23 protein-coding genes are annotated in these 23,762 nt (G+C 58.2%); 12 read left to right on the top strand and 11 right to left on the bottom strand.

The genetic code is table 11. From position 1 onward, the window contains the following. Window positions 1–46 precede the first annotated feature (46 nt). Window positions 47–946, bottom strand: coding sequence for a LysR family transcriptional regulator (locus C8J36_RS23150; RefSeq protein ID WP_132537646.1), 900 nt, complete (start codon window positions 944–946; stop codon window positions 47–49). Window positions 947–1,094: 148 nt separating this feature from the next. On the opposite strand from C8J36_RS23150, the gene C8J36_RS23145 reads away from it, so the two are divergent. The 5 genes from C8J36_RS23145 to C8J36_RS23125 all read left to right on the top strand — a co-directional run bounded on the left by C8J36_RS23145 (window position 1,095) and on the right by C8J36_RS23125 (window position 4,340). Continuing rightward, window positions 1,095–1,469: a DUF2255 family protein gene (locus C8J36_RS23145; RefSeq protein ID WP_132537645.1), complete on the top strand. Its 375-nt coding sequence runs from the start codon at window positions 1,095–1,097 to the stop codon at window positions 1,467–1,469. 16 nt (window positions 1,470–1,485) lie between these two features. Further along, window positions 1,486–2,202, top strand: a complete 717-nt coding sequence (locus tag C8J36_RS23140; RefSeq protein WP_132537644.1) for a carboxymuconolactone decarboxylase family protein — start codon at window positions 1,486–1,488, stop codon at window positions 2,200–2,202. A gap of 18 nt (window positions 2,203–2,220) precedes the next feature. Beyond that, window positions 2,221–2,613 carry a putative quinol monooxygenase gene (locus C8J36_RS23135; RefSeq protein WP_132537643.1) on the top strand — a complete coding sequence of 131 codons (393 nt, stop codon included), beginning with the start codon at window positions 2,221–2,223 and terminating at the stop codon, window positions 2,611–2,613. Between the two features lie 37 nt (window positions 2,614–2,650). After that, the gene (locus C8J36_RS23130; protein ID WP_110802859.1) at window positions 2,651–3,046 is read left to right on the top strand and encodes a DUF1330 domain-containing protein; all 396 of its coding nucleotides are present in this window, start codon (window positions 2,651–2,653) and stop codon (window positions 3,044–3,046) included. A gap of 97 nt (window positions 3,047–3,143) precedes the next feature. Continuing rightward, window positions 3,144–4,340 (top strand): MFS transporter, encoded by a 1,197-nt coding sequence (locus C8J36_RS23125; protein ID WP_132537642.1) that lies wholly within the window; start codon window positions 3,144–3,146, stop codon window positions 4,338–4,340. Window positions 4,341–4,520: 180 nt separating this feature from the next. On the opposite strand, the gene paoC is transcribed toward C8J36_RS23125, so the two are convergent. The 9 genes from paoC to C8J36_RS23080 all read right to left on the bottom strand — a co-directional run bounded on the left by paoC (window position 4,521) and on the right by C8J36_RS23080 (window position 13,905). Continuing rightward, window positions 4,521–6,731, bottom strand: coding sequence for an aldehyde oxidoreductase molybdenum-binding subunit PaoC (paoC, locus tag C8J36_RS23120; RefSeq protein WP_132537641.1), 2,211 nt, complete (start codon window positions 6,729–6,731; stop codon window positions 4,521–4,523). A gap of 5 nt (window positions 6,732–6,736) precedes the next feature. Then, window positions 6,737–7,687 carry a xanthine dehydrogenase family protein subunit M gene (locus C8J36_RS23115; RefSeq protein ID WP_132537640.1) on the bottom strand — a complete coding sequence of 317 codons (951 nt, stop codon included), beginning with the start codon at window positions 7,685–7,687 and terminating at the stop codon, window positions 6,737–6,739. Then, window positions 7,684–8,328, bottom strand: a complete 645-nt coding sequence (gene paoA / locus C8J36_RS23110) for an aldehyde dehydrogenase iron-sulfur subunit PaoA (protein WP_132537639.1) — start codon at window positions 8,326–8,328, stop codon at window positions 7,684–7,686. Before paoA ends, C8J36_RS23115 begins: the two co-directional genes overlap by 4 nt. A gap of 545 nt (window positions 8,329–8,873) precedes the next feature. Further along, window positions 8,874–9,914: an alpha/beta hydrolase gene (locus C8J36_RS23105; protein WP_132537638.1), complete on the bottom strand. Its 1,041-nt coding sequence runs from the start codon at window positions 9,912–9,914 to the stop codon at window positions 8,874–8,876. A gap of 140 nt (window positions 9,915–10,054) precedes the next feature. After that, on the bottom strand, window positions 10,055–11,065 hold the full coding sequence (locus C8J36_RS23100; protein WP_132537637.1) for an amidohydrolase family protein: 1,011 nt from the start codon (window positions 11,063–11,065) through the stop codon (window positions 10,055–10,057). 100 nt (window positions 11,066–11,165) lie between these two features. Continuing rightward, window positions 11,166–11,855 carry a type 1 glutamine amidotransferase domain-containing protein gene (locus C8J36_RS23095; protein ID WP_132537636.1) on the bottom strand — a complete coding sequence of 230 codons (690 nt, stop codon included), beginning with the start codon at window positions 11,853–11,855 and terminating at the stop codon, window positions 11,166–11,168. A 12-nt stretch (window positions 11,856–11,867) separates the two neighbouring features. Beyond that, entirely contained in the window at window positions 11,868–12,917 is a 1,050-nt protein-coding gene (locus C8J36_RS23090) for an NAD(P)-dependent alcohol dehydrogenase (RefSeq protein ID WP_132537635.1), read from the bottom strand. 89 nt (window positions 12,918–13,006) lie between these two features. Then, complete coding sequence (locus C8J36_RS23085) at window positions 13,007–13,306, bottom strand: superoxide dismutase (protein ID WP_132537634.1); 300 nt, start codon at window positions 13,304–13,306, stop codon at window positions 13,007–13,009. 29 nt (window positions 13,307–13,335) lie between these two features. Further along, window positions 13,336–13,905 (bottom strand): flavodoxin family protein, encoded by a 570-nt coding sequence (locus C8J36_RS23080; protein WP_132537633.1) that lies wholly within the window; start codon window positions 13,903–13,905, stop codon window positions 13,336–13,338. A gap of 166 nt (window positions 13,906–14,071) precedes the next feature. Here C8J36_RS23080 and C8J36_RS23075 point away from each other — a divergent pair, with 166 nt between their 5' ends. Continuing rightward, entirely contained in the window at window positions 14,072–14,995 is a 924-nt protein-coding gene (locus tag C8J36_RS23075) for a LysR family transcriptional regulator (RefSeq protein WP_132537632.1), read from the top strand. A gap of 71 nt (window positions 14,996–15,066) precedes the next feature. On the opposite strand, the gene C8J36_RS23070 is transcribed toward C8J36_RS23075, so the two are convergent. Beyond that, the gene (locus C8J36_RS23070; protein WP_110808286.1) at window positions 15,067–15,927 is read right to left on the bottom strand and encodes an AraC family transcriptional regulator; all 861 of its coding nucleotides are present in this window, start codon (window positions 15,925–15,927) and stop codon (window positions 15,067–15,069) included. 191 nt (window positions 15,928–16,118) lie between these two features. Between C8J36_RS23070 and C8J36_RS23065 the strand changes: the two genes are divergently transcribed. The 6 genes from C8J36_RS23065 to C8J36_RS23040 all read left to right on the top strand — a co-directional run bounded on the left by C8J36_RS23065 (window position 16,119) and on the right by C8J36_RS23040 (window position 23,760). After that, a complete protein-coding gene (locus C8J36_RS23065; RefSeq protein ID WP_132537631.1) occupies window positions 16,119–17,288 on the top strand; it encodes a substrate-binding domain-containing protein in 1,170 nt (389 codons plus the stop codon). A 31-nt stretch (window positions 17,289–17,319) separates the two neighbouring features. After that, complete coding sequence (locus C8J36_RS23060; RefSeq protein ID WP_132537630.1) at window positions 17,320–18,885, top strand: sugar ABC transporter ATP-binding protein; 1,566 nt, start codon at window positions 17,320–17,322, stop codon at window positions 18,883–18,885. Further along, window positions 18,882–19,886 (top strand): ABC transporter permease, encoded by a 1,005-nt coding sequence (locus tag C8J36_RS23055; protein WP_132537629.1) that lies wholly within the window; start codon window positions 18,882–18,884, stop codon window positions 19,884–19,886. The genes C8J36_RS23060 and C8J36_RS23055 overlap by 4 nt, the downstream gene beginning before the upstream one ends. 31 nt (window positions 19,887–19,917) lie before the next feature. Next, window positions 19,918–21,345, top strand: coding sequence for an arabinose isomerase (locus tag C8J36_RS23050; protein ID WP_132537628.1), 1,428 nt, complete (start codon window positions 19,918–19,920; stop codon window positions 21,343–21,345). 345 nt (window positions 21,346–21,690) lie between these two features. Next, window positions 21,691–22,431 (top strand): SDR family oxidoreductase, encoded by a 741-nt coding sequence (locus C8J36_RS23045; RefSeq protein ID WP_132537627.1) that lies wholly within the window; start codon window positions 21,691–21,693, stop codon window positions 22,429–22,431. Between the two features lie 396 nt (window positions 22,432–22,827). After that, a complete protein-coding gene (locus C8J36_RS23040) occupies window positions 22,828–23,760 on the top strand; it encodes an NAD(P)-dependent alcohol dehydrogenase (protein WP_132537626.1) in 933 nt (310 codons plus the stop codon). Window positions 23,761–23,762 lie beyond the last annotated feature (2 nt).

The raw sequence follows: 23,762 nt of genomic DNA, 5'->3' as shown, positions 1-23,762 counted from the left end.
GCCATCTTCAAGCCAATTTCAATGAACGTCCCAGTAAGTTGCCGTATTACTCCACCGGCCTATACCTTAGTGCTTCGACGAGCATGGAAAAGGCAGGGGAGGGATGACGTCGGGAGGGATAATAAAGATGGTAGCCTGGGAATGGCGGTGTCCAGTCGGCCAGGACCTGAACCAATCGTCCACAAGCCAGATGCTCGCGCACCACGTCCTCGTGCATATAGGCAATCCCATAACCATCCAGCGCCCCGGTAACCGTCTGGGGCACGCCATTGAACGCAACTTGTCCGTCCACCCGAACCCGCATTTCATGCCCGTCTTTTTCAAATTCCCATGCATAGAAGCCACCGTAACTTGGCAGTCGCAGATTGATGCACCGATGTTCGGTCAATTCCTGCGGAGTGGAAGGCGGGGCAAGCTGATCGAAACAGGTTGGGGCAGCCACGCAAATCATTCGCGCCATCGGCCCAACGGGCACCGCGATCATATCCTTCTGCACTTGGTCCCCGAGTCTCACCCCCGCGTCGAACCGATCTGTCACGATGTCCGTCAGCGCAGTTTCGGCATTGAGCTCGACCTTGATATCCGGATAGTCGCGAAGGAGCTTTGAAAGCTTCGGCCAGATCAAGGTGTCGATGGCGTGCTGTCCGGCGGTGATGCGGAAATTGCCCGCAGGCTTGTCTCGAAATTCTGTAAGGGCCGATAGCTGCGCATCAATGTCTCCCAAGGCCGGCCCGAGCGTTGAAAGCAATTGTTCTCCCGCCGGAGTCGGCGCAAGGCTTCGCGTTGTGCGCGTTAACAGACGAACACCAAGCCGCGCCTCCAGCCGCCGAATGATCAGGCTGAGGGAGGATTGCGACGTCCCTAGACGAGCCGCGGCTTTCGTAAAGCTCTGCTCCTCTGCCACGGTGAGAAATGCCATCAGGTCGCCAAGATCTTCCCGTCGCATTCATTGAGCTCCAATATAGGTTCAATGAGATATTAGCGGCTAATCGAAATAAAAATAGAGGTATATATTCACGTCTCGGTGACGTTCGTTGTCAGCGGTTTCTCGACCAGCCGCCTGTGGTCGTCACGACCAAAGAAAGGTGTCTCTTATGGCATGGTCAAATGAGGAGCTCGGCACGATAGGTGGATCGGATGATCTGCATATCTCTCCGTTTCGTGGTGATGGCATCATCCTCGGCACACCGACATGGATTTGGTCCGTTGTGGTCGATGGTGAACTTTACGTGCGTGGATATAATGGACAGGCTTCGAGATGGTATCAGGCCGCGGTCGCCCAGGGAGCCGGTCGCGTGTCTGTTGCGGGAATGACCCGAGACGTCACATTCACGACTGTAGAAGAGCCGATCAACGATCTGATCGATTATGCCTACCGCGTGAAATACGCCAAGAGCCAATATCTGAAGCCGATGATCAGCGCCCGCGCCCGCGCAGCGACGATCAAGATCACTCCCGAAAACTCCTGATTGATTGGATCGCGCCATGTCCACGCTCGCACCCAACCATCCCTCATTGACGCTTGACGACGTACGCAGCGTCTCTCCGGCCCTGGCCGCCTACACTGCAAATACAGTTGTCAGCGACCTCTGGAGCCGCTCCGGCCTTTCGGCGAGGGACCGCAGCATCGTCACCGTCGCCGCGCTGATCGCACGCAACCAGACGATCGGCTTGCCCCATTATGCCAACAAGGCGCTCGACAGCGGCGTCTCGGCTGCGGAGCTTTCGGAAATCGTGACGCATCTGGCCTTCTACTCTGGATGGTCCAATGCGTTCTTCGCCGTCGATATCATCAAGGATATATTCGCTGATCGCGGTATCACTGCCGAGCAACTGCCGGACGCATCGCCGGAACTGCTTCCCCTCAACGAAGAAGCCGAGGCAAAGCGCGCGACGGGAGTTCAGGCCAATTTCGGCGAAGTCTCTCCCGGCGTCGTCCACTATACTGGCGAGGTCCTGTTCAAGAACCTTTGGCTTCGTCCGGGGTTGGCTCCTCGCGACCGAAGCCTCACCACCGTCGCGGCCCTCATCGCGAACGGGCAGGTTGCTCAGATCACCTACCATCTCGGTCGCGCGATGGATAATGGGCTGACACAGGAACAGGCATCCGAGGCTCTTACCCAACTGGCTTTTTATTGCGGCTGGCCTTGCGTGTTCTCAGCCATGCCTGTGGTCAAGGAACTTTTTGCCGGCCGACAGTAACGAGCTGAGGAGAGATCAATGGAAATGAAACACTGTTCTATGGCTCTCGCCGTGATCATGTTGGCCTTGGGTGGCCATTCGGTAAATGCTCAGGATGCGACCTCGCCGGTGATCCGTATTGCCGAGCTCGAAATCGATCCGGCCCAGATGAACGCCTATTCTTCGGCCGTCAAGGTCGAAATGGAAACGTCGATCCGTGTGGAACCGGGGGTCCTTGCGCTTTACGCGGTATCGATCAAGGGCAAGCCGAACCATCTTCGCTTTTTCGAGATGTATGCAGACAACGCAGCTTACGACGCTCATCGCGATTCTCCACATTTCAAAACCTATGTGGCAACCACCAAGGACATGATCATCGATCGAAAATTGTTCGAGACGGATAATTTTCAGCTGAGTGCGAAGTCGCACTAGCTAATCCCATCCCGTAGAAAGTTTAGAGGAACCAACGATGAAAAAGGCTCGTATCGCGATGCTCGCGATTGCACTTGGCGCCGCCAACCTGTCCCTGCCCAATGGCAGCCGTGCTCAGGAGCAGACCGCCGCCGAGAAGCCGGCCTACTATATCTCGGAGTTTGAGGTAACGGACCCGGAAGGGATCAAGCCCTACAGCGCTCAGGTGGAGGCAACATTCACGCCGTTCGGCGGACGTTTCATCGTGCGCGGCGGAGGGGACATTGTTTCCCTAGAAGGCTCAAGCTTCGAAGGGCGCATGGTCGTCATCGCGTTCGACAGCATGGAGAAGGCCAAGGCGTGGTACAACTCCCCCCAATACGAGAAACTCCGACCAATCCGGCAGAGGTCGGCGACCTCGCGCGTCTATATCGTAGAAGGTCCGGCAGGCTGAGAACTTGTACGGTTTTTGTGCGTACACAGAGTAGACAACTGCAAAGACGGAGGTGTGCTGGCACCCGGCGCGCCTCCGTCCTTTAGAGGAATTGTCAATGTCTAGCTCACCTACTGAACACACTGAAACCACCGGCATGCCGCAAGCGCTGACGCTGCTGTTTGCGGTTTCCGGAGGAGCTGCCGTTGGCAACCTTTATTGGGCGCAGCCGCTGCTTTCCGATATCGCCGGATCCCTCGGGGTCTCCGTCGGCACTGCAGGGATGCTGATTACAGTAACACAGATTGGCTATGCGCTTGGCATCCTGCTCGTCGTGCCACTTGGCGACACAATGAACAGACGACGCCTTATACCTGCTGTCATGATCTGTTCGGCTGCGGCTCTCGTCGCATGCGCTCTGGCTCCGAGCTTTGCGACTCTGCTTGCCGCACTAGCTGCCGTCGGGCTCACGACCATCGCCGGCCAGCTTTTAACTCCTCTCGCCGGCGATCTGGCAAAGCCTGAACAGCGCGGCCGCGTGGTCGGGACTATCGTTTCGGGGCTGATCACCGGAATCCTTCTGTCACGCACCATCAGTGGTTTTCTGGCCCACGCTTTCGGTTGGAGGGCGATCTACATCGCGGCGGCGCTGTTCATCCTCTTGCTCGCGGCCCTCCTCTCCAAGGCTTTGCCTACGGAAAGGCCGCGGCCGACAGTTCCCTACGGCAAACTACTCCTCTCGGTTTTCACGGTTGTCCACGCGCATCGACCGGTTCAGATAACGCTCATCATCGGCGCATGCGCCTTCGCCGTGTTCACTCTTTTCTGGACCGGACTGACGTTCCTTCTCAGCTCGCCGCCTTTTTCCTATTCCGTCAGCCAGATCGGCCTCGTCGGGCTCGTTGGTCTTGCAGGCGCGCTTGCGGCCCGCCGAGCCGGCTCGCTGCATGATCGGGGCTTGTCGGTTCAAGGTACCGGCGCCGCACTTGCTTTGGGCCTAACATCGCTCTTGATTGCGGGCTTTAATTCGACGCACATTATCCCTGTCCTTGTTGCCGTCCTTTTGTTGGACGTCGCTATACAGGCCACGAACGTCCTCAACCAATCTAGATTGCTTTCAATCGATCCAGCTTCACGTAGCCGCTTGAACACGGCCTTCGTGGCATGCAATTTCATTGGCGGTGCGATCGGTTCATTGATGGCGAGTGTATTGTGGCAGCAGGGAGGTTGGGTGGCTGTCGTTGCGGGCGGTTCTGGCTTGATCGTGCTGGCACTTACGGTCTGGCTTACCCAGCGGAAATCGCTCGAGTTCTAACGGCTGACAATGTTTGAGAAGGTGGATGAATAGACACGCACTTCCGAAGCGATAGGGTAGCTCCCCTTCAATAGGGCAGATGAGATCCAAGGATTATGCGCCGAGACGGCACGGAATTATGACAGCAACTCGAATTGCTAGGGCGGCCGCAGCCGCCCTATCTTGACTGTGCGTTGTTGCCTAAGCAACCGCGGGCATTTGCCCGAGGAATTTGTCAAGTGTAATTGGATAGTCTCTCGTGCGAATGCCCGTGGCATTATACACGGCATTTGCAATCGCAGGGGCAACGCCCGTCAAGCCCAGCTCTCCGACGCCTTTCGCTTTTACAGGTGACATCGTGGGATCGACTTCCTCAATAAATACGGCATCCAGATGCGGGACGTCCGCGTGGACCGCCACCTCGTATCCAGCAAGGTCGTGATTGACAAACAAGCCTAGCTTTTTGTCCACGGCGAGATCTTCCAGCAAGGCAGCCCCAATCCCCATCGTCATGCCGCCTATGACTTGGCTACGTGCGGTCTTAGGGTTGAGGATGCGGCCGGCCGCGCAGACTGCAAGCATGCGTCGTACCCGGATTTCCCCGGTGAAGGCATGGACGCCAACCTCGGCGAAATGAGCACCGAAGGTCTGCTGCGAAAACTGCTTCGACAGATTGCCGAACTCCATCTTATCCTCTGCGACGAGTTCACCATTGGCAGCAGCGCTTGCGAGCGGGACGCTGAGATCACCCGATCTCACTCTGCCGTTGGCAAATTCCACCTCGTCGCCGTTGAAACCCAGTTGATGTATAACGGCTTCGCGGAGCTTTACACAGGCAGCATAGACGCCCGCAGTGACTGAAGGCGCGCCCTGTTGGCCGCCCGATCCAGGAGTTTCCGGAAAATTCGAATCCCCAAGCTTGGGAATGACGCTCTCGAGCGGCACGCCCATCATCTCCGCAGCCGTCTGCTGTACGATGGTGTAGCTGCCGGTTCCAATATCCGTCATGTCGGTCTCGATCGTGACAACGCCGTTGCGGTCGAGCCGGGCGCGGGCCCCTGCCTTGGCAATTGGCGCTCCGCGGATTGCCGACGCCATCCCCATGCCGACCAGCCAGTGGCCGTCACGTATCTCACCCGGCCGTGTATTTCTTTCGTTCCATCCGAAACGGGCGGAGCCGGTTCGAAGGCATTCAATGAACGGTCGGGTCGAGAACTTGCGATCAGGCTTTTCTGGATCGACTTGCGTGTCGTTGATGATGCGAAACTCGACCGGATCGATACCCAGTTTTTCCGCCATCTCGTCCATGGCGATTTCCAGCGCCATGAGGCCCGGCGCCTCTCCCGGCGCGCGCATCGCATTTCCCTCAGCAAGATCGAGCGTTGCTAGCCTTAGCCGCATCAGACGGTTGGGTGCCGCATAAAGCGACCGGGTGGACAAAGTGGTAGGCTCAGTTCGCCCACCAACAAGGTTCCCGGACCAACTTTCATGACCGATTGCGGTCAACTTGCCGTCGCGAAAAGCGCCCAGCCGGATGCGCTGGATGGTTTTGGGTCGATGGATCGTGTTGTTGAACATCAAGGGTCGTTGAAGTGCGATCTTGACGGGGCGCTTGACGGCCCAAGAGCTCAGGGCGGCAAGCGCGAGATCTGACTGCACCGTTCCCTTTCCGCCGAAGCCACCACCGATGAACGGTGAGATCAGACGGACGTTCTCTTTGGGAATACCCAAGATGAGGCCGAGGTCACGGGTGCCCCAGTTCATCTGCTGAATAGAGGTCCAGCATGTCAGGTTTGTCCCGTCCCACGATGCGATAGTCGCATGAGGTTCCATCATGGCATGGGCCTGGTCCGGAACCGTGTAGGTCTCGTCCAATTTGATTTCGGAAGTGTCAAAAGCAGACTGGAAACTGCCAACTTCGATTTCCGGCGGGCCGCCGAATTCTGCTGGCGGTGGTACAGGCGCACTATCCAGCTGCTCAGCCAGATCGAACCTGCCTTGGACACCTTCGTATTGCACCTCAATCAGCGCGCTTGCCGATCGGGCTTGTTCGAAGGTCTCGGCAACAACAACCGCCACGGCTTGGTGGTAATGATCCACCTTTGGCGCGGCCAACATCTTCTGTACGTAGAACTTGCCGACATCCAGATTGCCAGCATTCTTATAGGAGATGACGCCTACGACTCCGGGTGCGGCCTCAGCTTTCGTCGTGTCCATCGAGGCGATGCGCCCCTTGGCGATCGCGGCGCCAAGAATATAGCCGTAGGCAATGTTGGGCGCGACGTCGTGATACTCGTAAGCATAGAGAGCCGTACCGGTCGTCTTGAGTTTTGCTTCGTACCGATCGACCGGCTGCCCAATGACCTTCATCTGATCGATCGGGTTCTGGCCTGCAGGTGTGTCGAATTTCATATTCGTTATCCTTTGGCCTGTGCCATGACAAATGCGATGGTGCGCTCCACCAAGGGGACCTTGAAGGCGTTTTCCTCGGTCGGTCGCGCATTCACGAATAGCTGTTCCGCGACTGCCTTGGCGCCACGGGGCATTGCAGCGTCTGCCGCGTCACTGCGCCAAGGCTTGGGTGCCACACCGCCGATGGCGACTCTTCCACTGCCGTCCGGGTGAATGACAGCGGCGACCGAGACGAGCGCGAAAGCGTAGGATGCTCGGTCACGAACCTTGTGATAAAAATGCTGTCCACCGAGCGACCTTGGAAGGGTCACCGCCGTGATGATCTCACCCGGCGAAAGCACTGTCTCGATATGCGGGGTCGTGCCCGGCAGGCGGTGAAACTCGGCAATGGGTATCGACCGCGTCGTCCCATCGGCGCGGACGGTATCGACTGTGGCATCGAGAAGCCTCATGGCAACGGCCATGTCGCCAGGATAGGTGGCGATACAATCCGAGCTGGTCCCGATCACGCCAAGTTGGCGGGAATAGCCACCGATGGCGGAACAGCCGGATCCCGGCATCCGCTTGTTGCATGGTAGATTGGTGTCATAGAAATATGAACAGCGAGTCGTTTGCAGCAGATTACCACCGGTCGTCGCCTTGTTGCGAAGTTGGCCAGAAGCACCGGCAACGATCGCCTTCGTCAACACTGCATAGTCCCGACGGACAGTCGCATGGGCAGCGAGTTGGGTGTTGCTCACCAGCGTACCGATCCGCAGTCCGCCCTCCGGCGTCGCCTCAATCTTATCCGGTCCAAGACCCTGGACATCGACCAAATGTGTCGGTGTCTCGATCTCGAGCTTCATCAGATCGAGAAGGTTTGTGCCGCCTGCTATGAATTTGGCGCCGGGCGTTTGGGCAACGGCAGCAGCGGCCTCGGTCGGCGTTTTTGCGCGCTCGTAGGTGAATTCTCTCATGACCGTGTCCCCGCGACTTCTGCCATCGCCTCAGCGATGTTGGAATAGGCGCCGCATCGACAGATATTTCCGCTCATGCGCTCGCGCATTTCCAGATTCGTAACCTGTGGTGCAGCTGCGACGTCGGCTGAAACGTGGCTCGGGATGTCCGCTTCGATCTCTTTAAGCACCGCGACGGCGGAACAGATCTGACCGGGCGTACAGTAACCGCATTGGTAACCGTCATGCTTGATAAACGCGGCCTGCATGGGATGCAGGTTTTCCGGCGTCCCTAGGCCCTCGATCGTGGTGATGTTGTCGCCCTCGTGCATCAAAGCGAGGCTGAGACAGGAATTAATCCGCATGCCGTCGACGAGAACCGTGCACGCTCCGCATTGGCCATGATCACAGCCCTTCTTCGTGCCGGTCAGGTGAAGATGCTCACGAAGCGAATCGAGCAGGGTCGTTCGTGGATCAAGATCGAGATCACGATTGACGCCATTCACTGTGAATGAAACGCTCATCCTACTCGAACGAGAGGAACTTGACGCTTCCTGTGCCTCGGCGGGCAGGGCAGACATTATCGGGATCACGACCGACACGGCCGCACTGGACATCAGCACATCTCGTCTTGTGATCCTCAGCTTGTCGGTATCGTTCATTGTGTTCCTTTCACTCAACTGCGTGACTGCGTGGGAGGAGCGCCATGAGCCCGCTCGGGAACTCGAGACCGTTGGCATTTGCCTGGTCAGGCTTCGCGACAGGCGAATTTTCCGCCCTTCAGGCTGAGGTAGGGAGATGAGGCAGCGAGATTAGAGGCAAAATTGGCATTGAGCCTATACCTCTAGCCAATAAATCAGCTTCGCTGCCCGATAGGTGACCATGTGGATCAGCTTTCGGCGGTTCCTGTAGGTTTCACCGCCTAGCAGGCAACTTTTACAAAAAAGTTGGTTATGCTACTCGTGAGCTAGCGGTGTCGGCGTAGCATCGCGCTCTAGCACCCGTTTTGACGCAACCATGGGCGATCTTGCAATGCCGCCAACCGTAGCAGCAGGCCAGAGCACGTGGGTCAACCCGGAGTTTAGGCACGCGGGAAGTACCCGAGCGCAACCGCGCGGCTCCCTTAAATTGCTAAAGCTGAATGCGAGCAGATGCTACAACGACTTCGCTGATTTCCTAGTACCACCGCCTTACTCCAGGATGCACGTCACCGTTTAAGGTGGCCATCAAAGAAGCCTTCAACCTCCCGGAAATACTCCCTTGCCTCATGCATGTCCGGCGAGAACAGATATTGTGCGTGAGAAAGGCCCTCGAAAACGACCAGATCGGCAACCGCGCCGGATTCCCGGAGCTTACGGTGAACACGCACAGTGTTGCTCAAAAACAGGTCGCGTGTGCCCGTGACCAGAATTGTCGGTGGGAAGCTCCGGTAGTCGCCGTAGATCGGTGAAAGATATGGATCCTTCATGTCATGGCCGTCCGCATATAATTTAGCAGCGTCACCAAGCCAGCCTTCGTAGCGAACCAAGACATTGTCGACGCCGTCGTTGCTGAAATAGCTATCCCCGATTTTTTCGAGGTCAGCCCAAGGTGTGCCAGCGGCGATCGCGCCAGGAAGCGGTAGCCCCTCGGCTTTTGCCCTCAGGCCCACAGCCAAAGCCATGCCGCCGCCCGTGGACGTGCCGAACACCCCGACCCTCGATGCGAAGCTTGTCTCCAGAACCCCTTTGTAGACCGCGGTAGCATCATCCATCGCCGCAGGATAAGGGAAATCCGGCGGCATCCGGTAATCGACGGAAATCACCCGTACATGACCGAGGCCGGCCATCATGATCGCTTCGCCGGTACCGGCCTCTCCTGGATTAAGAACATACCCGCCGCCGTGAAAGTGAATGAGGACACGCTCGCGGTTCTCCGGCGATATTTCCCTAGGAACGATTTCAAAGACGTTGACGCCGGAGATCTTCCGCGCCTCGACAGTCACGCCCATCTTTTCTCGTAAGGCAGGCAGTCCGGCGCTGGCCTTCGTGGCACCTGCCGCAATCCACGATTTCCATTCCTCAGCCGTCGCCGGATGGTCGTTCCAAGTAGCCATTGACCCTGTCTGGATGAGCGCGCGAAGCTCGGGACTTGCAGCCCCTGGGAGAGGGAGCTGACGCGCAGGCACATCGCGGATCTCTTGTGAGAGGACCGGCTGTGCGACCGCCAGACTGGCGATAAGGAAGTAGATTGGCCTCAGGGCGTGCATGTCGAGCTCCATTTGAAGATTGATGGTTTATCCGTAGATTGTCGTTTCACGACCGCCGAATCTCGGGAGATGGTGTGGGTGGCATGCCGCCGGGAAATGAATTTTCGGGTGAGAGCGCACCTTAAAGATTGTGGACCGTTTCAAGAGGAGGAAGCATTTGTGTTATCCGCACTTGGAATGTCCCTTTGGGTCAAAAACTCCCAATTGCGGTGCGCAAACTTCAGTTTGTCTTCCGCTCCACATGCGAGCTTTTCAATAAAGGTTCGTGCTTCGTGTCCTGGACGATACTGGTAGGGGTAGTCAGTGGAGAACAGGATCCGATCAGCGCCGACTGCATCGACGGCCTGGCGCAGATAGGCCTCATTATACATGCCGCTTGGGGTCAGATAGAGGTTGTTGCGTACGTAGTGAATGAAGGGATGCTTCAATCCCGACACGCGATCGAGCATCACAAGGCGCACGAGATAAAAGATGACAAGCTCGCCCCAGTGGCCAAGGATCACCTGTAGGTTGGGATGCCGGTCGAAGACGCGGGCCAGAACGATGCGCACGAACTGTATGCCGGCTTCATAGTGCCAACCAAGCCCGAACGTCGAAAGCGCGAGGTCGACCGGCGCGCCGAAGCCTGAGTAATAGGCTTCGCGAACACTCGATTGAGGGATTTGGGGGTGAATGAGCAGCGGTACACCGAGTTCCGCGGCGACGGCAAAAGTCGGCCCGAAGATCGGGTGGTCCATGCCTTTTTCTCCGACACGGCCATAGAGAATGCCTCCTTTACACCCGAGGTTCTCAACGCTTCGCTGCAATTCCCTCGCGGCGGCATCGGCGTCCGCCGATGGCAGCACCGACAGTGCCTGGAAGCGAGATGGATGGGTCGCAACGACCTCGGCGAGCATGTCGTTCGTACGACGCGCGAGATCGACACCGTGATCACCGAGATTGTTAAGACCGGGTGTCGTCAGCGACAGAACCTGCACGTCGACCCCGGTCTCATCCATGAGCGCCAGCCGCTTTTCGCCGAGATCAGAGAGGCGTTCTTCGATAACGCCACGGTTCAGCGCTAAGGTTCCGTCATCGGCGCCAGGGGTCGTGCTCCAGGCACTTTTCACGTCATTTGGCAGCACATGCTCTTCTATGGCGATCATCTTCATAGTCGGCTCCAATTGCTTTCGACGCCATTTTGGCGGGCGCACGACGTTGGGGCGGCGATGAGAGAGCAGTACCGCCCCAACTATATGAGAATTCGGCCGATCAGCTTACGGCTATGAGCTTATCGACAATTGCCTTGCCAACGCCATGCGCCGAGGCTGGATTTTGGCCTGTGATGAGGCGGCCATCGGTGACGACATTCTCCGACCAGTTCGGCGCCGGCTGGTGTAGGGCGCCTCGGTCCTTGAGGGTCGATGCCAGCAAATAGGGCACAACCTTGTCGTATTTAACCTCTGCCTCTTCTGCATCGGTGAAGGCAGCAAGCTTCTTGTTGGCCACGAGATAGCTGCCGTCTGACAGCTTCGCGTTCACCAAGGCCGCCGGGCCATGGCAGACGGCAGATACGATGCCGCCAGCTTCCCATATTTCGCGGATGACCGTCTGCACGACCGGGTCGTCGGCGAAATCCCACATTGTGCCATGGCCCCCAGCGAAGAACACCGCCGAGTACCGCGCTGGATCGAGGTCAGCGAGAACCAGCGAGTGGGCGAGCGCGTCGCGAAACGCCTTGTCCTTCCAGAAGCGGTCGTTGACCGGATCCGAAAGGTCGAAGAAGTCGATCGGCGGATGTCCGCCGCGAATGGAGGCGATCTCCACCGGGATACCCGCAGCCTCGAACACTTCGAGCGGATGGGTGAGTTCCACCATAGCAAAACCGGTCGGCTCGCCGGTGTCGCCGCGGATCGGGTGGCTGGTGACCACGCAAAGGATGGGCTTGATGTTATCTGCCATTGACTTCTATCCTCATGATTTGAGCGAGGCCATGTCGATGACGAAGCGATATTTGACGTTGCTCTTCAACATGCGCTCGTAGGCTTCATTGATCTGTTGGATGGGGATAATCTCGACGTCTGAAACGATGCCGTGCTGACCACAGAAATCCAGCATCTGCTGGGTCTCCGGAACGCCGCCGATGAACGACCCGGAAATCGCTCGACGACCTTGCACGACGGAACCCGCCCTGACCGGAGTAGCCAAGGGCCCCATATAACCCACGAGGACAAGCACACCCTCGAGCGCGAGGGAGGTCATGTAAGGATTGACGTCGTGATCGTAGGGAACGGTATCGATGATGATGTCGAACCGCCCTGTCACCGCCTTCATCTGCTCGGGGTCTCCCGAAAGCACGACATGATCGGCACCGAGACTGAAAGCGTCTTCTTCCTTGCCGGCGGACCGGGTGAACAACGTGACGTCCGCGCCGAGCGCCTTGGCAAGCTTCAACGCCATGTGGCCGAGACCGCCGAGACCGATCACCGCGACCTTGCTGCTCTCTCCCACTTTCCAACGATGAAGCGGAGACCAGGTCGTAATGCCGGCACACAGAAGGGGTGCTGCTCCCGCCGGATCCAGCCCCTCCGGCAACCGTAATACGAACTTGTCGCGCACGGTAATGGAATCCGAATAGCCGCCGAAGGTGACGGTGCCGTCTCGCCGGTCGATGCTGTTGTAGGTGAAAGTCGCGCCCTCGACACAGTCCTGCTCCCAACCCTTCAGACACGGTTTGCAATGCTGGCAAGAATCGACCATGCAGCCGACACCGACCACGTCCCCTTTTTTGAAACGGGATACGTCCGTTCCAACCTCGCTCACCCGACCGACAATCTCGTGGCCAGGAACAATCGGATAGGTCGTGAAGCCGCCGTGGTTCCTGGCCAAGTGCAGGTCAGTGTGGCAAACACCGCAATACAGAATATCTATGGCAACCTCATCCGATCTCGGAGCCCGTCGCTCGAAGGCGAAGCTCTCCAGTGGGGCAGAGGCAGATTGTGCGGCAAAGCCAAGTGCATTCACGGTAGGTCTCCATTCATGATCTCGTCAGCAGGCGTAATCGTCAGGTCATGGCAAGGCAGCGCGACCTGGGATGAAGGTGCGAGCTGAAATCAGACGCTGGCGGGTGCGAAAAGGGCGTCCCAGTTTGTAAACGGACCGAGCGGGATAACTTGCCAGTCTATGAGGCCGGCCTTGGCAAGCGGAAAGTCGGCAAGCGACGACTTGGCCGCCTCAACCGACTCAGCTTCAGCGATGATGGCCACGCCTGGACGGTCCTGTCGGAAATAAATGTCGCGGATGACGCCATCCTTGTACATCTTCCAGGAGTGCCGGACTTCATCCAACATATGCGGCTGGCATGTCTCAAGGCTGGCGCCGGGCTGCGGAATATCGAGGCAAAGCAGTTTCATCTTAAGGATCCTTTTGTGTATTACGCGGATTAGGTGGGTGTAAATCGCCGCGTGATCTCAGCCACGCGGCGGCCTAGATAGCGCGCAGTGCGAAGATCGCACTCTGGCGGCGCCACATCCGGCGCCTGATCAATGTTGGCGTCGGTCATCACGCCGAGCCAGCTCCCAAGTCGATTGAGATCGTCTGGGCTCGATGTGCTGCTGTTGTTTCCTGGCATCAGGTCGAGACCGACCCAGATCATGCCGTGCTGGACGGCGAACAGCGCCATGGAAACAAGCGAGTTCAGCTTGTCTCCATGCTGCGCACCGGAATTGGTGAAGCCGGCACTGATCTTGTTGCGCCACTTGAGCTCCGTCCAAGCGGCCTTGGTGGACTCCTCGAAGAACTGCTTGAGCCGGGCGCTGATCATCCCATTGTAAGTCGGGGAGCCGAAGACGATAGCATCGCTCTTCTCAAGAGCGTCCCAGTCGACCGGCCCATCGGCGACGGCAATCAACTCTGCTTGGACCTTATCCACGTCTTTGGCACCCTCCGCGACCGCCTGAGCAACACGCGTCGTGTGTCCGTATCCACTGTCAAACACGATCGAAACCAGCAATTGTCCATCCTTCTTGGTGGTGATGCCCGCGCTCCGACGGGATCGTGGCTTTCGCAGGCTGTTGAAAACATGTTTACCGAAACTTGTTTCTATCGTAGAACTGAGGTCAGCAGTGGCGATTGTTTTTCCATTATCTGCTTCCCCGCATTCTACATCTGAGGCAGAGATGGCTGGTCCGAAGTCGGTTCGCGACAGATTTGACGGTATCGAAGTGTTCGTTGAAGCGGTCGAGGCAGGAGGCTTCGCCAAGGCGGCAGACCGGCTGTCGCTGACGCGCTCGGCGGTTGGTAAGTCGATCGCGCGACTGGAGACACGGCTCGGCGTCCGCCTTTTTCAACGGACGACTAAAATGCAGTGTCTCACGGAAGACGGTCAGCAATATTATGAGCGGTGTTTGCGTGCCATTGACGAACTGCGTGCCGGAGAAGTTATGCTGGAGACCGGTCGTCAAGAAGTCGCCGGTCGGCTTAGGGTGTCGGCTTCGGTCCTATTCGGCCGCTATTGTGTCGCCCCCATCTTGCTCGCCTATGCTCGTCAGCATCCGCGACTTGAACTCGAACTGAGTTTCAGCGACCGCCAGGTCGACCTGATCGCCGACGGCTTCGATTTGGCGATCCGGAACGGTGCGATGGGGCACTCATCGGCCCTGCGAGCCCGCCGGTTGGGCAGCCAACGTAAAGTCCTGTGCGCGTCGCCAAGCTATATCGCGACAAAAGGCGAGCCTCGTTCAATCACGGACCTTACCAATCACGACCTGCTTGCTTACTGGAGGAGTGATCATGGGCTAGCTTGGCAACTACCCGACCAAACGGGCTCACTAGCAGATGTTGCGGTGACAACGCGGCTGCGTTTCGACGATCTTGAGGTGATCGCGGACGCCGCCGTCGAAGGCATGGGGCTCTGCTGGTTACCTTACTGGCTTCTTCGCGATCGGATACGGCAGGGCGAGTTGGTAGAGCTATGGGTAGATCGCCCAAGCGCGTCAATGGAATTCTACGCTGTCTGGCCTGCAGCTCAGTATCTGCCGCTTCGCTCCAGGCTGGCGATCGACGTTCTGGCCGCGGAACTTCCCAAAAGCTTTGATAGCTAGGTCTGCACCATTGGAGGTCGCTGGCAGCCTCGCGTATGACGGCGCAACTGCCGCCTTCAAATGGGAGAACCCTATTTGACAGACCGGAAATCGGTGGGACTCGAGCCGATTAGCTGCCGAAACTGCGTCGAAAAATGGAACGCTGAGTGAAAACCGAGAAGACCGGCGATTTCCTTGATCGATTTATCGGTATTTAGCAGAAAGTCGCTGGCGCGCTGGATGCGCACGGTCATCTGATATTGCTTAGCCGACATTCCCGTCTGCTCGCGGAACAGACGTCGGAAATAGGGATAGCTGACACCGAGTTCCTCCGCGAGCTGTTCGACCGACAGGGGCTGGCCGCATCGCTCCATCAAAATCATCCGCGCACGATCAACGAGCCTGCCGAATGGGTTGCTGTTTATATCAGTGGGCCTGCAGAGAAGGGCCAGAAGTTGAAGGCCAAGAGTTGAAATTAGCGGTTGGTTGCGCAGGGAATCGTTCTGTGCGAGCGCGTGAATCGACGCGAATACGGTTGAAATGTCTGGGCTGCTGGCATGGACCGGCCGCTCCGGTTGCAGCAGACCAGCGTCGCAAGCGAAATCGAAGGCACTTCCCCGGCATTCAATCCAGTGTTCGACCCATCCGGTGCGGCGATCTGGAGCGAACCGGTGCCAGACCCCAGGAAACAGCAGAAAAATGGAGCCTTCGGCGATCGCGACCTGTTGCCGGTCTGGCCCGAATTCGAGTCGGCCGCTGCCCGCGCTGATCTGCACAACCTGATAGGCGTTCAGGATGCGGCCGCGCGACCAGCTGAAATGATGATCATCCGGATGACGGCTTGGGGGATAATCTGAATGCGCTACGATCTCAGTATAGCCCGTGGAAACAGCAGTGCAGCCCCAAGCGGCGCAGAGTCGGTTGTCTGGCATATAAACGAAGTAGCTCTGCATCACGCCCGTCAACTCTGGGATCATATTTTGTATGCAAAAGATCATTTTTGCGGAATAAGCCGACGTGTCAATAGAAATACATGGTGTTAACGTCAGGAGGTAAGGTCAGTTTTCGAATGACCTGCACATATTTGCTGAGATGATCAGCGGTTGTCTCTGCCAGGGAGGGCAGAGGCTGGGAGGAGAGAGACATGAAACATCAAGCCAGCCCGCTGGTGGTTGCCGCGTGCCTTGCGGCGTCTGTTACCTACGCCGAGGATTTCCACGGGTTCGATCCACTAAAATTCGACGGAAACATGCTGTCGTCCGACAATCTGAAGGCGATGGCGGCGGATGCGGCCAAGGTAACTCCGCCGAAGAATGGCAAGGGATACAGCGTCGGGTTCGCCAATCTGCAGCGTGACATTTCCTTCGGCGTGCTCGTCGAAAATAGCATTCAGCAGAATGCGGATGCCGCAGGCGTCGAACTCGTGATTGCGGATAACCGTCTCGACGGACCGACGGCGCTCGCCAATGCCAAATCGTTTGCCGAGCGCAAGGTCGATTACGTCATCGAATTCCAAACGGATGCCAATTTCGGCCAGACCGTCATGGACGTCTTCAACGCGGACGGCACGAAGGTGACGGCGATCGACATCCCGATGCCGGGTGCGAACTTCTTCGGCGTTAACAATCCGAAGTCGGGCTTCATGGGCGGTTCCTATCTGGCGACGGCGGCTGCCAAGAAATTCGGCGTCGATGCCGTCAAGACCGGTTATCTGGTCATTGGCGCCCTGCCACAATCGGGCGTCATCCCGCGCATGCGCACAGAAGGCCAGCGGGCCGGTTTTCGGGCGCTGACCAAGGACTTCCCGGCCGATCACATCATCGAAATCGATACCAAGAACACATTGCAGGAATCCTTTGCGCAGATGAACAACGTCATCGGTCGCATTCCGCCGGGCGTGCCGATCCTTATCATCGCGATCAACGACCAGGCAACGATGGGGATGCTGCAGGCCGTGCGGGCTGCAGGTCGTGTCGATCAGGCGATCGCTGTCGGCAACGGCGCAGACGAGGCCGAAGCGCTTGCCACCGATCCGAACCTAGTCGCCGCGACCGGTTCGTTCCCCAGCAGCTACGGCAACTATCTAATCCCCATCGCGCTTTCGGCCCTTGCCGGAAAGCCCGTTCCGGAGGCGACGTTCGTTACGCATCAGATGGTCACCAAGGCCAACATCTGCCAGTTTTACAAGGAGTTTCCCTGCGTCGGCGAGGCGGATGGCTACGTGTTTCCGGAAACGGAATTCTCAACCTATCTCGCCGATCTGAAGAAGCAGGACTGGCTGAAGGGCTACGAGGCCATTCTTCCTCAGAAGTGAGCGGGATGCCATCAAGGGAGCGGAGCGTCACATGACCGACGAGAGAACCGAAGGGGGCCGCAATCCGCGGCTCCAGATCGCCAATGTCAGCAAAGCGTTTGCCGGCGTGACGGTTTTGAAGAACGTCTCGCTTTCGGCTAACGCGGGCGAGATCGTCGCACTTCTCGGTGCGAACGGAGCCGGCAAGTCGACGCTCATGAAAATCTTGTCGGGCGTCTACACTCTGGACAGCGGACAGATCCGAATTGACGACACGGTCAAGACGATCGCCACCCCGCAGGATGCGATTGCGGCCGGTATAAGGCTGATGCCGCAGGAGCTTTCGGTGCATCCGGATCTCTCTGTTTCCGAAAACATTGCGCTCGGCTCCATGCCGAAGCGCAGGTTTGCAGGTATTCCTATCATCGACCGGCCGGCGATGGACGGTCAGGCGCAAGCGCTGCTCAAGCGGTTGCGGCTCGATCATGTCGCCCCTGGCCGGCGCATGGGCTCGCTGCCTTTGTCCGAGCAGCGCATTGTCGAAATCGCCCGTGCGCTCTCCGGCAAGGCGCAGATCCTGATCATGGACGAGCCGACGGCATCGTTAGGGGAGGCGGACGGCGACAATTTGTTTGCGGTGATAGAGGCTCTGAAAGCCCAAGGCGTCACCATCATCTATATCTCCCATTATCTGGATGAGGTCTTCCGGCTCAGCGACCGGATCGTTGTGTTGCGCGACGGCGAGGTTCGCGGCCAGTTCAAGACGGCGGAGACCAGCCGTAACGAGGTGCTGACGGCCATGCTCGGCAGCGATCTCGGCGACCTCTATCCAGCGAAATCAGCCGCGTGTCCGGATGCAAAGACGGTCCTGTCCGTCAAAGGCCTGTCTCTTCCCGGATGGCTCGACGGCGTCTCGCTGTCGGTGCGACGCGGTGAGGTGTTCGGCGTTTTTGGACTGATCGGCTCGGGCACTGAGAAGATCGGCAGGGCAATCTATGGTGCCGAGCCTGCCGCGCGTGCCAAAGCCCTCCGGCTGAACGATACCGACATCGGCCTGTCCGCGCCGCGAAAGAGCGTAAGCGCAGGTATGGGCTTTGTAGCCGCCGAGCGCAAGCGTCAGGGGCTGATCGGCAATCTATCGGTGCGCACAAACACCACACTGCCCTATCTCAGTCTGTTCACGCAGTCGTGCATCGTCGATCAAAAGCGCGAAGATGCGAACACCCGAGACTGGATCAAGACTCTGCAGGTCAAGACATCAGGGCCGGATCAGGAAATCCGCCTGTTGTCCGGCGGCAACCAGCAGAAGATCTGCCTCGCCAGATGGCTCCTCGGAAGTCCGAGTTTCCTGATCCTCGAAGAGCCAACACGCGGCGTCGATCTTGGCGCCCGGCGCGAGATCTACGCGGAAATCCGCCGCTTGGCGGAGGCGGGACTGGCGATCCTGATCGTCTCCTCCGATGCGGAAGAGGTGGCGGGCCTCGCTGATCGCAGCCTCGTGCTGGAAGATGGAAAGGTCGTCGCCGAGCTTGGACAGGCTGCGACCGCAACGGACCTGATGCGGGCGGCCGAGCCTCTGTCCGCCTTCCGCGAAACAAATGAACTGGAGAAAGCATGAGCAAGTCGTCCTCCATTCCCGCAGCGCCGGGTGTCTCAAAGGAGCAGGCAAGTTCGCTGACTGACCTTCTCGGACGCCCGGCCGCCGGCATCGTTCTCCTGCTGGTGTTCTATATCCTGCTCCTGGCCGCTTTCTCGCTTCTCTCGCCCTATTTCCTGACGCTGAGCAACCTGTCCAATATCGGCACCAATATGGCCTTCATCGGTCTGATGGCCGCCGCCGGAACGCCACTGATCATCGGCGGTGGACTCGATCTGTCGGTGGCTGCCGTTGCCGGTCTGTCTGGCGTCATCGTGGCGCTGATGCATGCCAATGGAATCAATATCTGGGCAGGCTGCCTCACGGCGCTGGTCATCGGCTGCGCAGTCGGCGTCCTCAACGGCTTCATCGTCACCCGGCTGAAGCTCAATCCGCTCATCGCCACGCTGGGCACGATGAGCATATTTTCCGGTCTCTCCATGGTGATGACCGGCGGCCTGTCAAAGCCGCTCTTCATTCCGGCCTTCAACTGGCTCGGATCCGGTCGCCTCTTCGGCATCCCGTTTCCGATTATCCTGATGCTCTTGGTGTTCGTCGTACTGTGGCTGATCCTGTCGAAGACACCGTTCGGACGTTTCGTCTATGCGACCGGCGGCAATCCGGAGGCTAGCACGCTGCTCGGCGTGCCCGTCGAGCGGACCCAGATGGTGCTCTATATCGTCTCCGGACTTTCGGGCGCTGCGGCCGGCATCATCCTCGCCGCAATGCTCGGCGCTGCTGCACCGAATGCGGCCAGTCAACATCTGCTAACGATCATCGCGGCCGTCATCCTTGGGGGCACCAGCCTGTTCGGCGGACGCGGCAGCGTCTGGGGCACGCTGATCGCGGTCCTCATTCTCGGCACGCTCAACAACGGCCTGACGCTGATGAACGTGTCCTCCTTCTGGCAGGACGTGACCCGCGGCGTCGTCCTCTTGATGGCTGTCGGCCTCGATCAGCTGCGCGTGCGCCTGCAGAGCTGACGCTTTTCACTATTGCATCGGAGATACAGAAATGTCTGAACGCCCCTTGAAGGCCGGCCTTTTCGGCATCGGTCTGGAGGCCTACTGGCCGCAATTCAAAGGTTTGGAAGCCCGGTTACGCGGCTATGTCGATACTGTCGAGGCAAAGCTTGCGCGCCCGGGCGTCGAGGTCGTCAACCTCGGGCTGATCGATACGCCCGAAAAGGCGCTCGAGGCCGGCCATCAGTTTCGCCAAGCCGATGTCGACATCATTTTTCTCTACATCACCACATATGCACTGTCGTCGACGGTTCTGCCGGTGGTCCGGCGCGCCAAGGTTCCAGTGATCATTCTAAATCTGCAGCCGACCGCAGCCATCGACTATGCTGCCTTCAACGCGCTCGGCGATCGCACCGCGATGACCGGCGACTGGTTGGCGCATTGCTCGGCCTGTCCAGTTCCCGAAATCGCCAATGTCTTCCATCGCGCAGGCATCAGCTTTCACCAGGTGACTGGCGTTCTGACCGGCGATCCCATCGTCGAGGAGGAGATCAACGACTGGATCGAGGCGGCGCGCGTGGCGCATGTCATGGCGCACAACCGGCTCGGCGTCATGGGCCGTTATTACAATGGCATGCTCGATATCTATTCGGATCTGACGGCCCAAGCCGCGGCATTCGGTACGCATATCGAGGTGCTGGAGATCGACGAACTGGCGCGTCTCCGCAATGAGGTTAGCGAGGCGGATGTCTCCGCCTGCCTCGCGACGATTGAGACCGAATTCGATGTCCAGCCGGATTGCGACCCGAAGGAACTGGCGCGAGCGGCAAAGACGGCCGTGGCGCTTCGAAGGCTGGTGACCAAGAAATCGCTTGGGTCGCTCGCATACTATTACGAATCCCAACCCGGCTACAACTACGAGGATATCATCACCTCGGTCATCGTCGGTTGCTCCATGCTGACGGCCGACGGGGTACCGGTTGCCGGTGAGTATGAAATCAAGAACGCGCAGGCCATGAAGATCATGGATAGCTTCGGTGTCGGCGGCTCGTTCACCGAGTATTATGCCCTGGATTTCGCCGCCGACGTCGTGCTGATGGGGCATGACGGGCCTGGACATACCGGAATTGCCGAGGGTCGCACCAAGATCCGGCCGCTACAGGTTTTTCACGGCAAGGTTGGCTCCGGTGTCAGCGTCGAAATGTCGGTCCGGCATGGACCCGTGACGCTTCTTTCGGTTGTCGAAAATGCCGGCAAGATCAAGCTGCTCTGCGCCGAAGGTGCCTCCGTTGCCGGCCCGATCCTCGAGATCGGTAACACCAATAGCCGGTACCAGTTTCCGCTGGGAGCCCGGGGGTTCGTCGAAGCGTGGAATGCGCAAGGACCGGCTCATCACTGCGCTGTCGGCGTCGGACATATTGCCGGTCGTATCGAGAAACTTGGAAAGCTTTTGGATCTAGATGTCGTCAAAATTCACTGACAAGCTAGGTGGCTACCCTGGGCGTCCACATGGTTTCGTTTTGACCGGCATCATCCGCGTTGCACGTTTTCGAGCCGGTCAAGAGACTTAGTTTGTCTGGTTAGGCACCTTTGGGGAAGGAAGCAAACTATGCTAATTGTAAATTCTTCCAGTGTCTGATAAAAAATGCTGGTCGAAAGAGTGCTGACCGGATGGTAGCCCGGTCGCCGTCTTCACGGACGGCAACTCTTCCCTTTGGGGTATCCGCGACACCTCGCCCGGCTTGCCGGTTTCGAAGGTGTGTCTGCTGATAACCCCGCTTCATCGCAGGCGCGCCTTCTCAACTACTTAGAAGGAGGTACGACTTTGAAACTTACAGACAACACAATTCTCATAACTGGCGGCGCATCGGGCATCGGCTTTGCGCTCGCGCGGCTGTTGTCCGAGAAGGGCAATCACGTCATCGTATGCGGCAGAAGCCAGGCCAGCTTGGACAAGGCGAAAGCTGAAGTGCCGGAAATTGTGACGCGCATCTGCGATGTCGCCGACAGAGACAGTCGCCAAGCAATGGTGGAGTGGCTGAAAGTCGAATACCCGAGGCTGAATGTGGTGATAAACAACGCAGGTATTCAGGCACGGCGTGACTTCAACGGAGATCCGGAGCTTGCCACACTCGACCAAGAAGTTGCGATCAATCTCACGGCCCCAATCCATCTGATCGCAGAGCTGTTACCTACACTGAGACAGCAAGGGCAGGGGGTTATCATCAATGTGAGCTCGGGTCTTGCGTTCTCGCCGATGGCAGATGTTCCAGTCTATTGCGCGACAAAGGCGGCAATCCATTCCTTTACGCTCAGCTTGCGTCACCAGTTGAAATCGACCGGCGTCCGGGTGGTCGAAGTCGCCCCACCGATCGTCGATACCGGGCTTGGTGGCAATACCCGCAGTGGAGGAACAGCCAGTCAGATGATGGTCACCCCAGATGAATTTGCCACAGAGGCGCTCGCGCAGCTTGAAGCGGACAAGGACGAGGTTCTGGTCGGTGTTTCCGCCAAGACACGCGAGCTAGGCGAAGCGATGTTCGAGCGCATGAACAGCCACGCCTAAGGCACTGCAAACCGCTGCGACCCCCGCGGCATCGGTCGAGCGCGGGGGAATTGTGGCCGGCCTCGTCCGCCACCCGAACACGTTCCGCCCACAGAGCGCGGCACTAGCGAGGCGGCTATCGGCGACGTTGCAAATCCCCAAAGCCTCGACGCCGCCCTGCCAGAAGGCGTCGAGGCACGTCTCGTCACCGGCTGAAGTGTGATCGCTTGATGCTGCGTTTGCTCCTACGGAAAGAATGGTGACAGAAACTGTCCCCATGCTGGCTTATGTAGGTTTCCAATTGAGCAGGGACGTCGAACCCTCTCTCCTGCAACGCAAAAAAGGATTTGAGAGTATGTTTAGACGAAATGCAATTGGCGCTTATTTCCTCGCCCGCCAAAAGGCCGGGGTACTGTGATGCAACGAATTCAATATAACAAATATGGCGGCCCGGACTGGATGCGGCTCGAGGATTTCGAGTTGCCCGCGGTCGGAAAAGGTGAGGTTGCCGTGCGGGTCAAATTCGCTGCGATCAATCCTATCGACTGGAAGCTCCGCGCTGGCCAAATGAAGATCGTCACCGGCAGGACATTTCCCCGCGCCATGGGAATGGATTTCTCAGGGATCGTCACCGCGATGGGATTGGACGTCACGCGCCTTAAGACTGGCGACGCGGTGTTCGGTCTTGCCAAATTCAAGGAAAGCGGTGCGTTCGGCCATGCCGTGGTGACAAAAGATACGTTCCTGGCTCGAAAGCCGGACAATGTTTCTTTTGAGGATGCCGCATGCCTCGGCACACCAGGCGTCACGGCTTGGAACGGGCTTATCGACAAGGCGAAGCTGCGGCCTGGCCAGCACGTGTTTATCAACGGCTGCGCTGGCGCTATCGGCGAAGCAGCCGTGCAGATCGCGCAGCTCTTTGGCGCCATCGTTTCGGGGAGTTGCAGCGCGCACGACATGGAGCGTGCCAGATCGCTTGGCGTAAAGACGGTCTATGACTATCGTACCACCGATCTGTCCAAGATTGCTGATCGCTTCGACGTCGTCTACGATACGGCGGCAACGCTGATACTTTCTGACGGAATGAATATGCTGAGCAAAGGCGGCGTATTCCTGGATTTGAACCCTGGGCTCGGCAAGTTCATTCGCGCAGCCTTTGATCGCCGACTAAAGCCCATCATTGGTTCTCCCCGGGCCGAAATCCTGGAAAAAGTTGCCGAAGCTGCGGGCGCAGGCAAGTTCAGAATCCCAATTGGAGAAATTGTTTCACTGAGCAGCGCGATCCCACTCATTAGCGAGCTCGAGAGAGGCCGCAAACTAGGTGGCAAGGGCGTCATGGCAATGGAGTAGAT

Source organism: Rhizobium sp. PP-F2F-G48, from assembly GCF_004342335.1.
Taxonomy (GTDB): domain Bacteria; phylum Pseudomonadota; class Alphaproteobacteria; order Rhizobiales; family Rhizobiaceae; genus Ferranicluibacter.
Note: the sequence above shows the minus strand (reverse complement) of the source record. Positions and strands in the feature narration are given on the sequence as shown.

Excerpts from the sequence above, each read along its gene's own strand:
- C8J36_RS23105 (WP_132537638.1), bottom strand. The coding sequence starts at position 9,914 with ATGCACGCCCTGAGGCCAATCTACTTCCTTATCGCCAGTCTGGCGGTC.
- C8J36_RS23085 (WP_132537634.1), bottom strand. The coding sequence starts at position 13,306 with ATGAAACTGCTTTGCCTCGATATTCCGCAGCCCGGCGCCAGCCTTGAG.
- paoC (WP_132537641.1), bottom strand. The coding sequence starts at position 6,731 with ATGAAATTCGACACACCTGCAGGCCAGAACCCGATCGATCAGATGAAG.
- C8J36_RS23100 (WP_132537637.1), bottom strand. The coding sequence starts at position 11,065 with ATGAAGATGATCGCCATAGAAGAGCATGTGCTGCCAAATGACGTGAAA.
- C8J36_RS23050 (WP_132537628.1), top strand. The coding sequence starts at position 19,918 with ATGTCTGAACGCCCCTTGAAGGCCGGCCTTTTCGGCATCGGTCTGGAG.
- C8J36_RS23130 (WP_110802859.1), top strand. The coding sequence starts at position 2,651 with ATGAAAAAGGCTCGTATCGCGATGCTCGCGATTGCACTTGGCGCCGCC.
- C8J36_RS23135 (WP_132537643.1), top strand. The coding sequence starts at position 2,221 with ATGGAAATGAAACACTGTTCTATGGCTCTCGCCGTGATCATGTTGGCC.
- C8J36_RS23055 (WP_132537629.1), top strand. The coding sequence starts at position 18,882 with ATGAGCAAGTCGTCCTCCATTCCCGCAGCGCCGGGTGTCTCAAAGGAG.
- C8J36_RS23070 (WP_110808286.1), bottom strand. The coding sequence starts at position 15,927 with ATGCAGAGCTACTTCGTTTATATGCCAGACAACCGACTCTGCGCCGCT.
- C8J36_RS23095 (WP_132537636.1), bottom strand. The coding sequence starts at position 11,855 with ATGGCAGATAACATCAAGCCCATCCTTTGCGTGGTCACCAGCCACCCG.
- C8J36_RS23145 (WP_132537645.1), top strand. The coding sequence starts at position 1,095 with ATGGCATGGTCAAATGAGGAGCTCGGCACGATAGGTGGATCGGATGAT.
- C8J36_RS23075 (WP_132537632.1), top strand. The coding sequence starts at position 14,072 with ATGGCTGGTCCGAAGTCGGTTCGCGACAGATTTGACGGTATCGAAGTG.
- C8J36_RS23065 (WP_132537631.1), top strand. The coding sequence starts at position 16,119 with ATGAAACATCAAGCCAGCCCGCTGGTGGTTGCCGCGTGCCTTGCGGCG.
- C8J36_RS23125 (WP_132537642.1), top strand. The coding sequence starts at position 3,144 with ATGTCTAGCTCACCTACTGAACACACTGAAACCACCGGCATGCCGCAA.
- C8J36_RS23060 (WP_132537630.1), top strand. The coding sequence starts at position 17,320 with ATGACCGACGAGAGAACCGAAGGGGGCCGCAATCCGCGGCTCCAGATC.
- C8J36_RS23040 (WP_132537626.1), top strand. The coding sequence starts at position 22,828 with ATGCAACGAATTCAATATAACAAATATGGCGGCCCGGACTGGATGCGG.
- paoA (WP_132537639.1), bottom strand. The coding sequence starts at position 8,328 with ATGAACGATACCGACAAGCTGAGGATCACAAGACGAGATGTGCTGATG.
- C8J36_RS23140 (WP_132537644.1), top strand. The coding sequence starts at position 1,486 with ATGTCCACGCTCGCACCCAACCATCCCTCATTGACGCTTGACGACGTA.
- C8J36_RS23150 (WP_132537646.1), bottom strand. The coding sequence starts at position 946 with ATGCGACGGGAAGATCTTGGCGACCTGATGGCATTTCTCACCGTGGCA.
- C8J36_RS23115 (WP_132537640.1), bottom strand. The coding sequence starts at position 7,687 with ATGAGAGAATTCACCTACGAGCGCGCAAAAACGCCGACCGAGGCCGCT.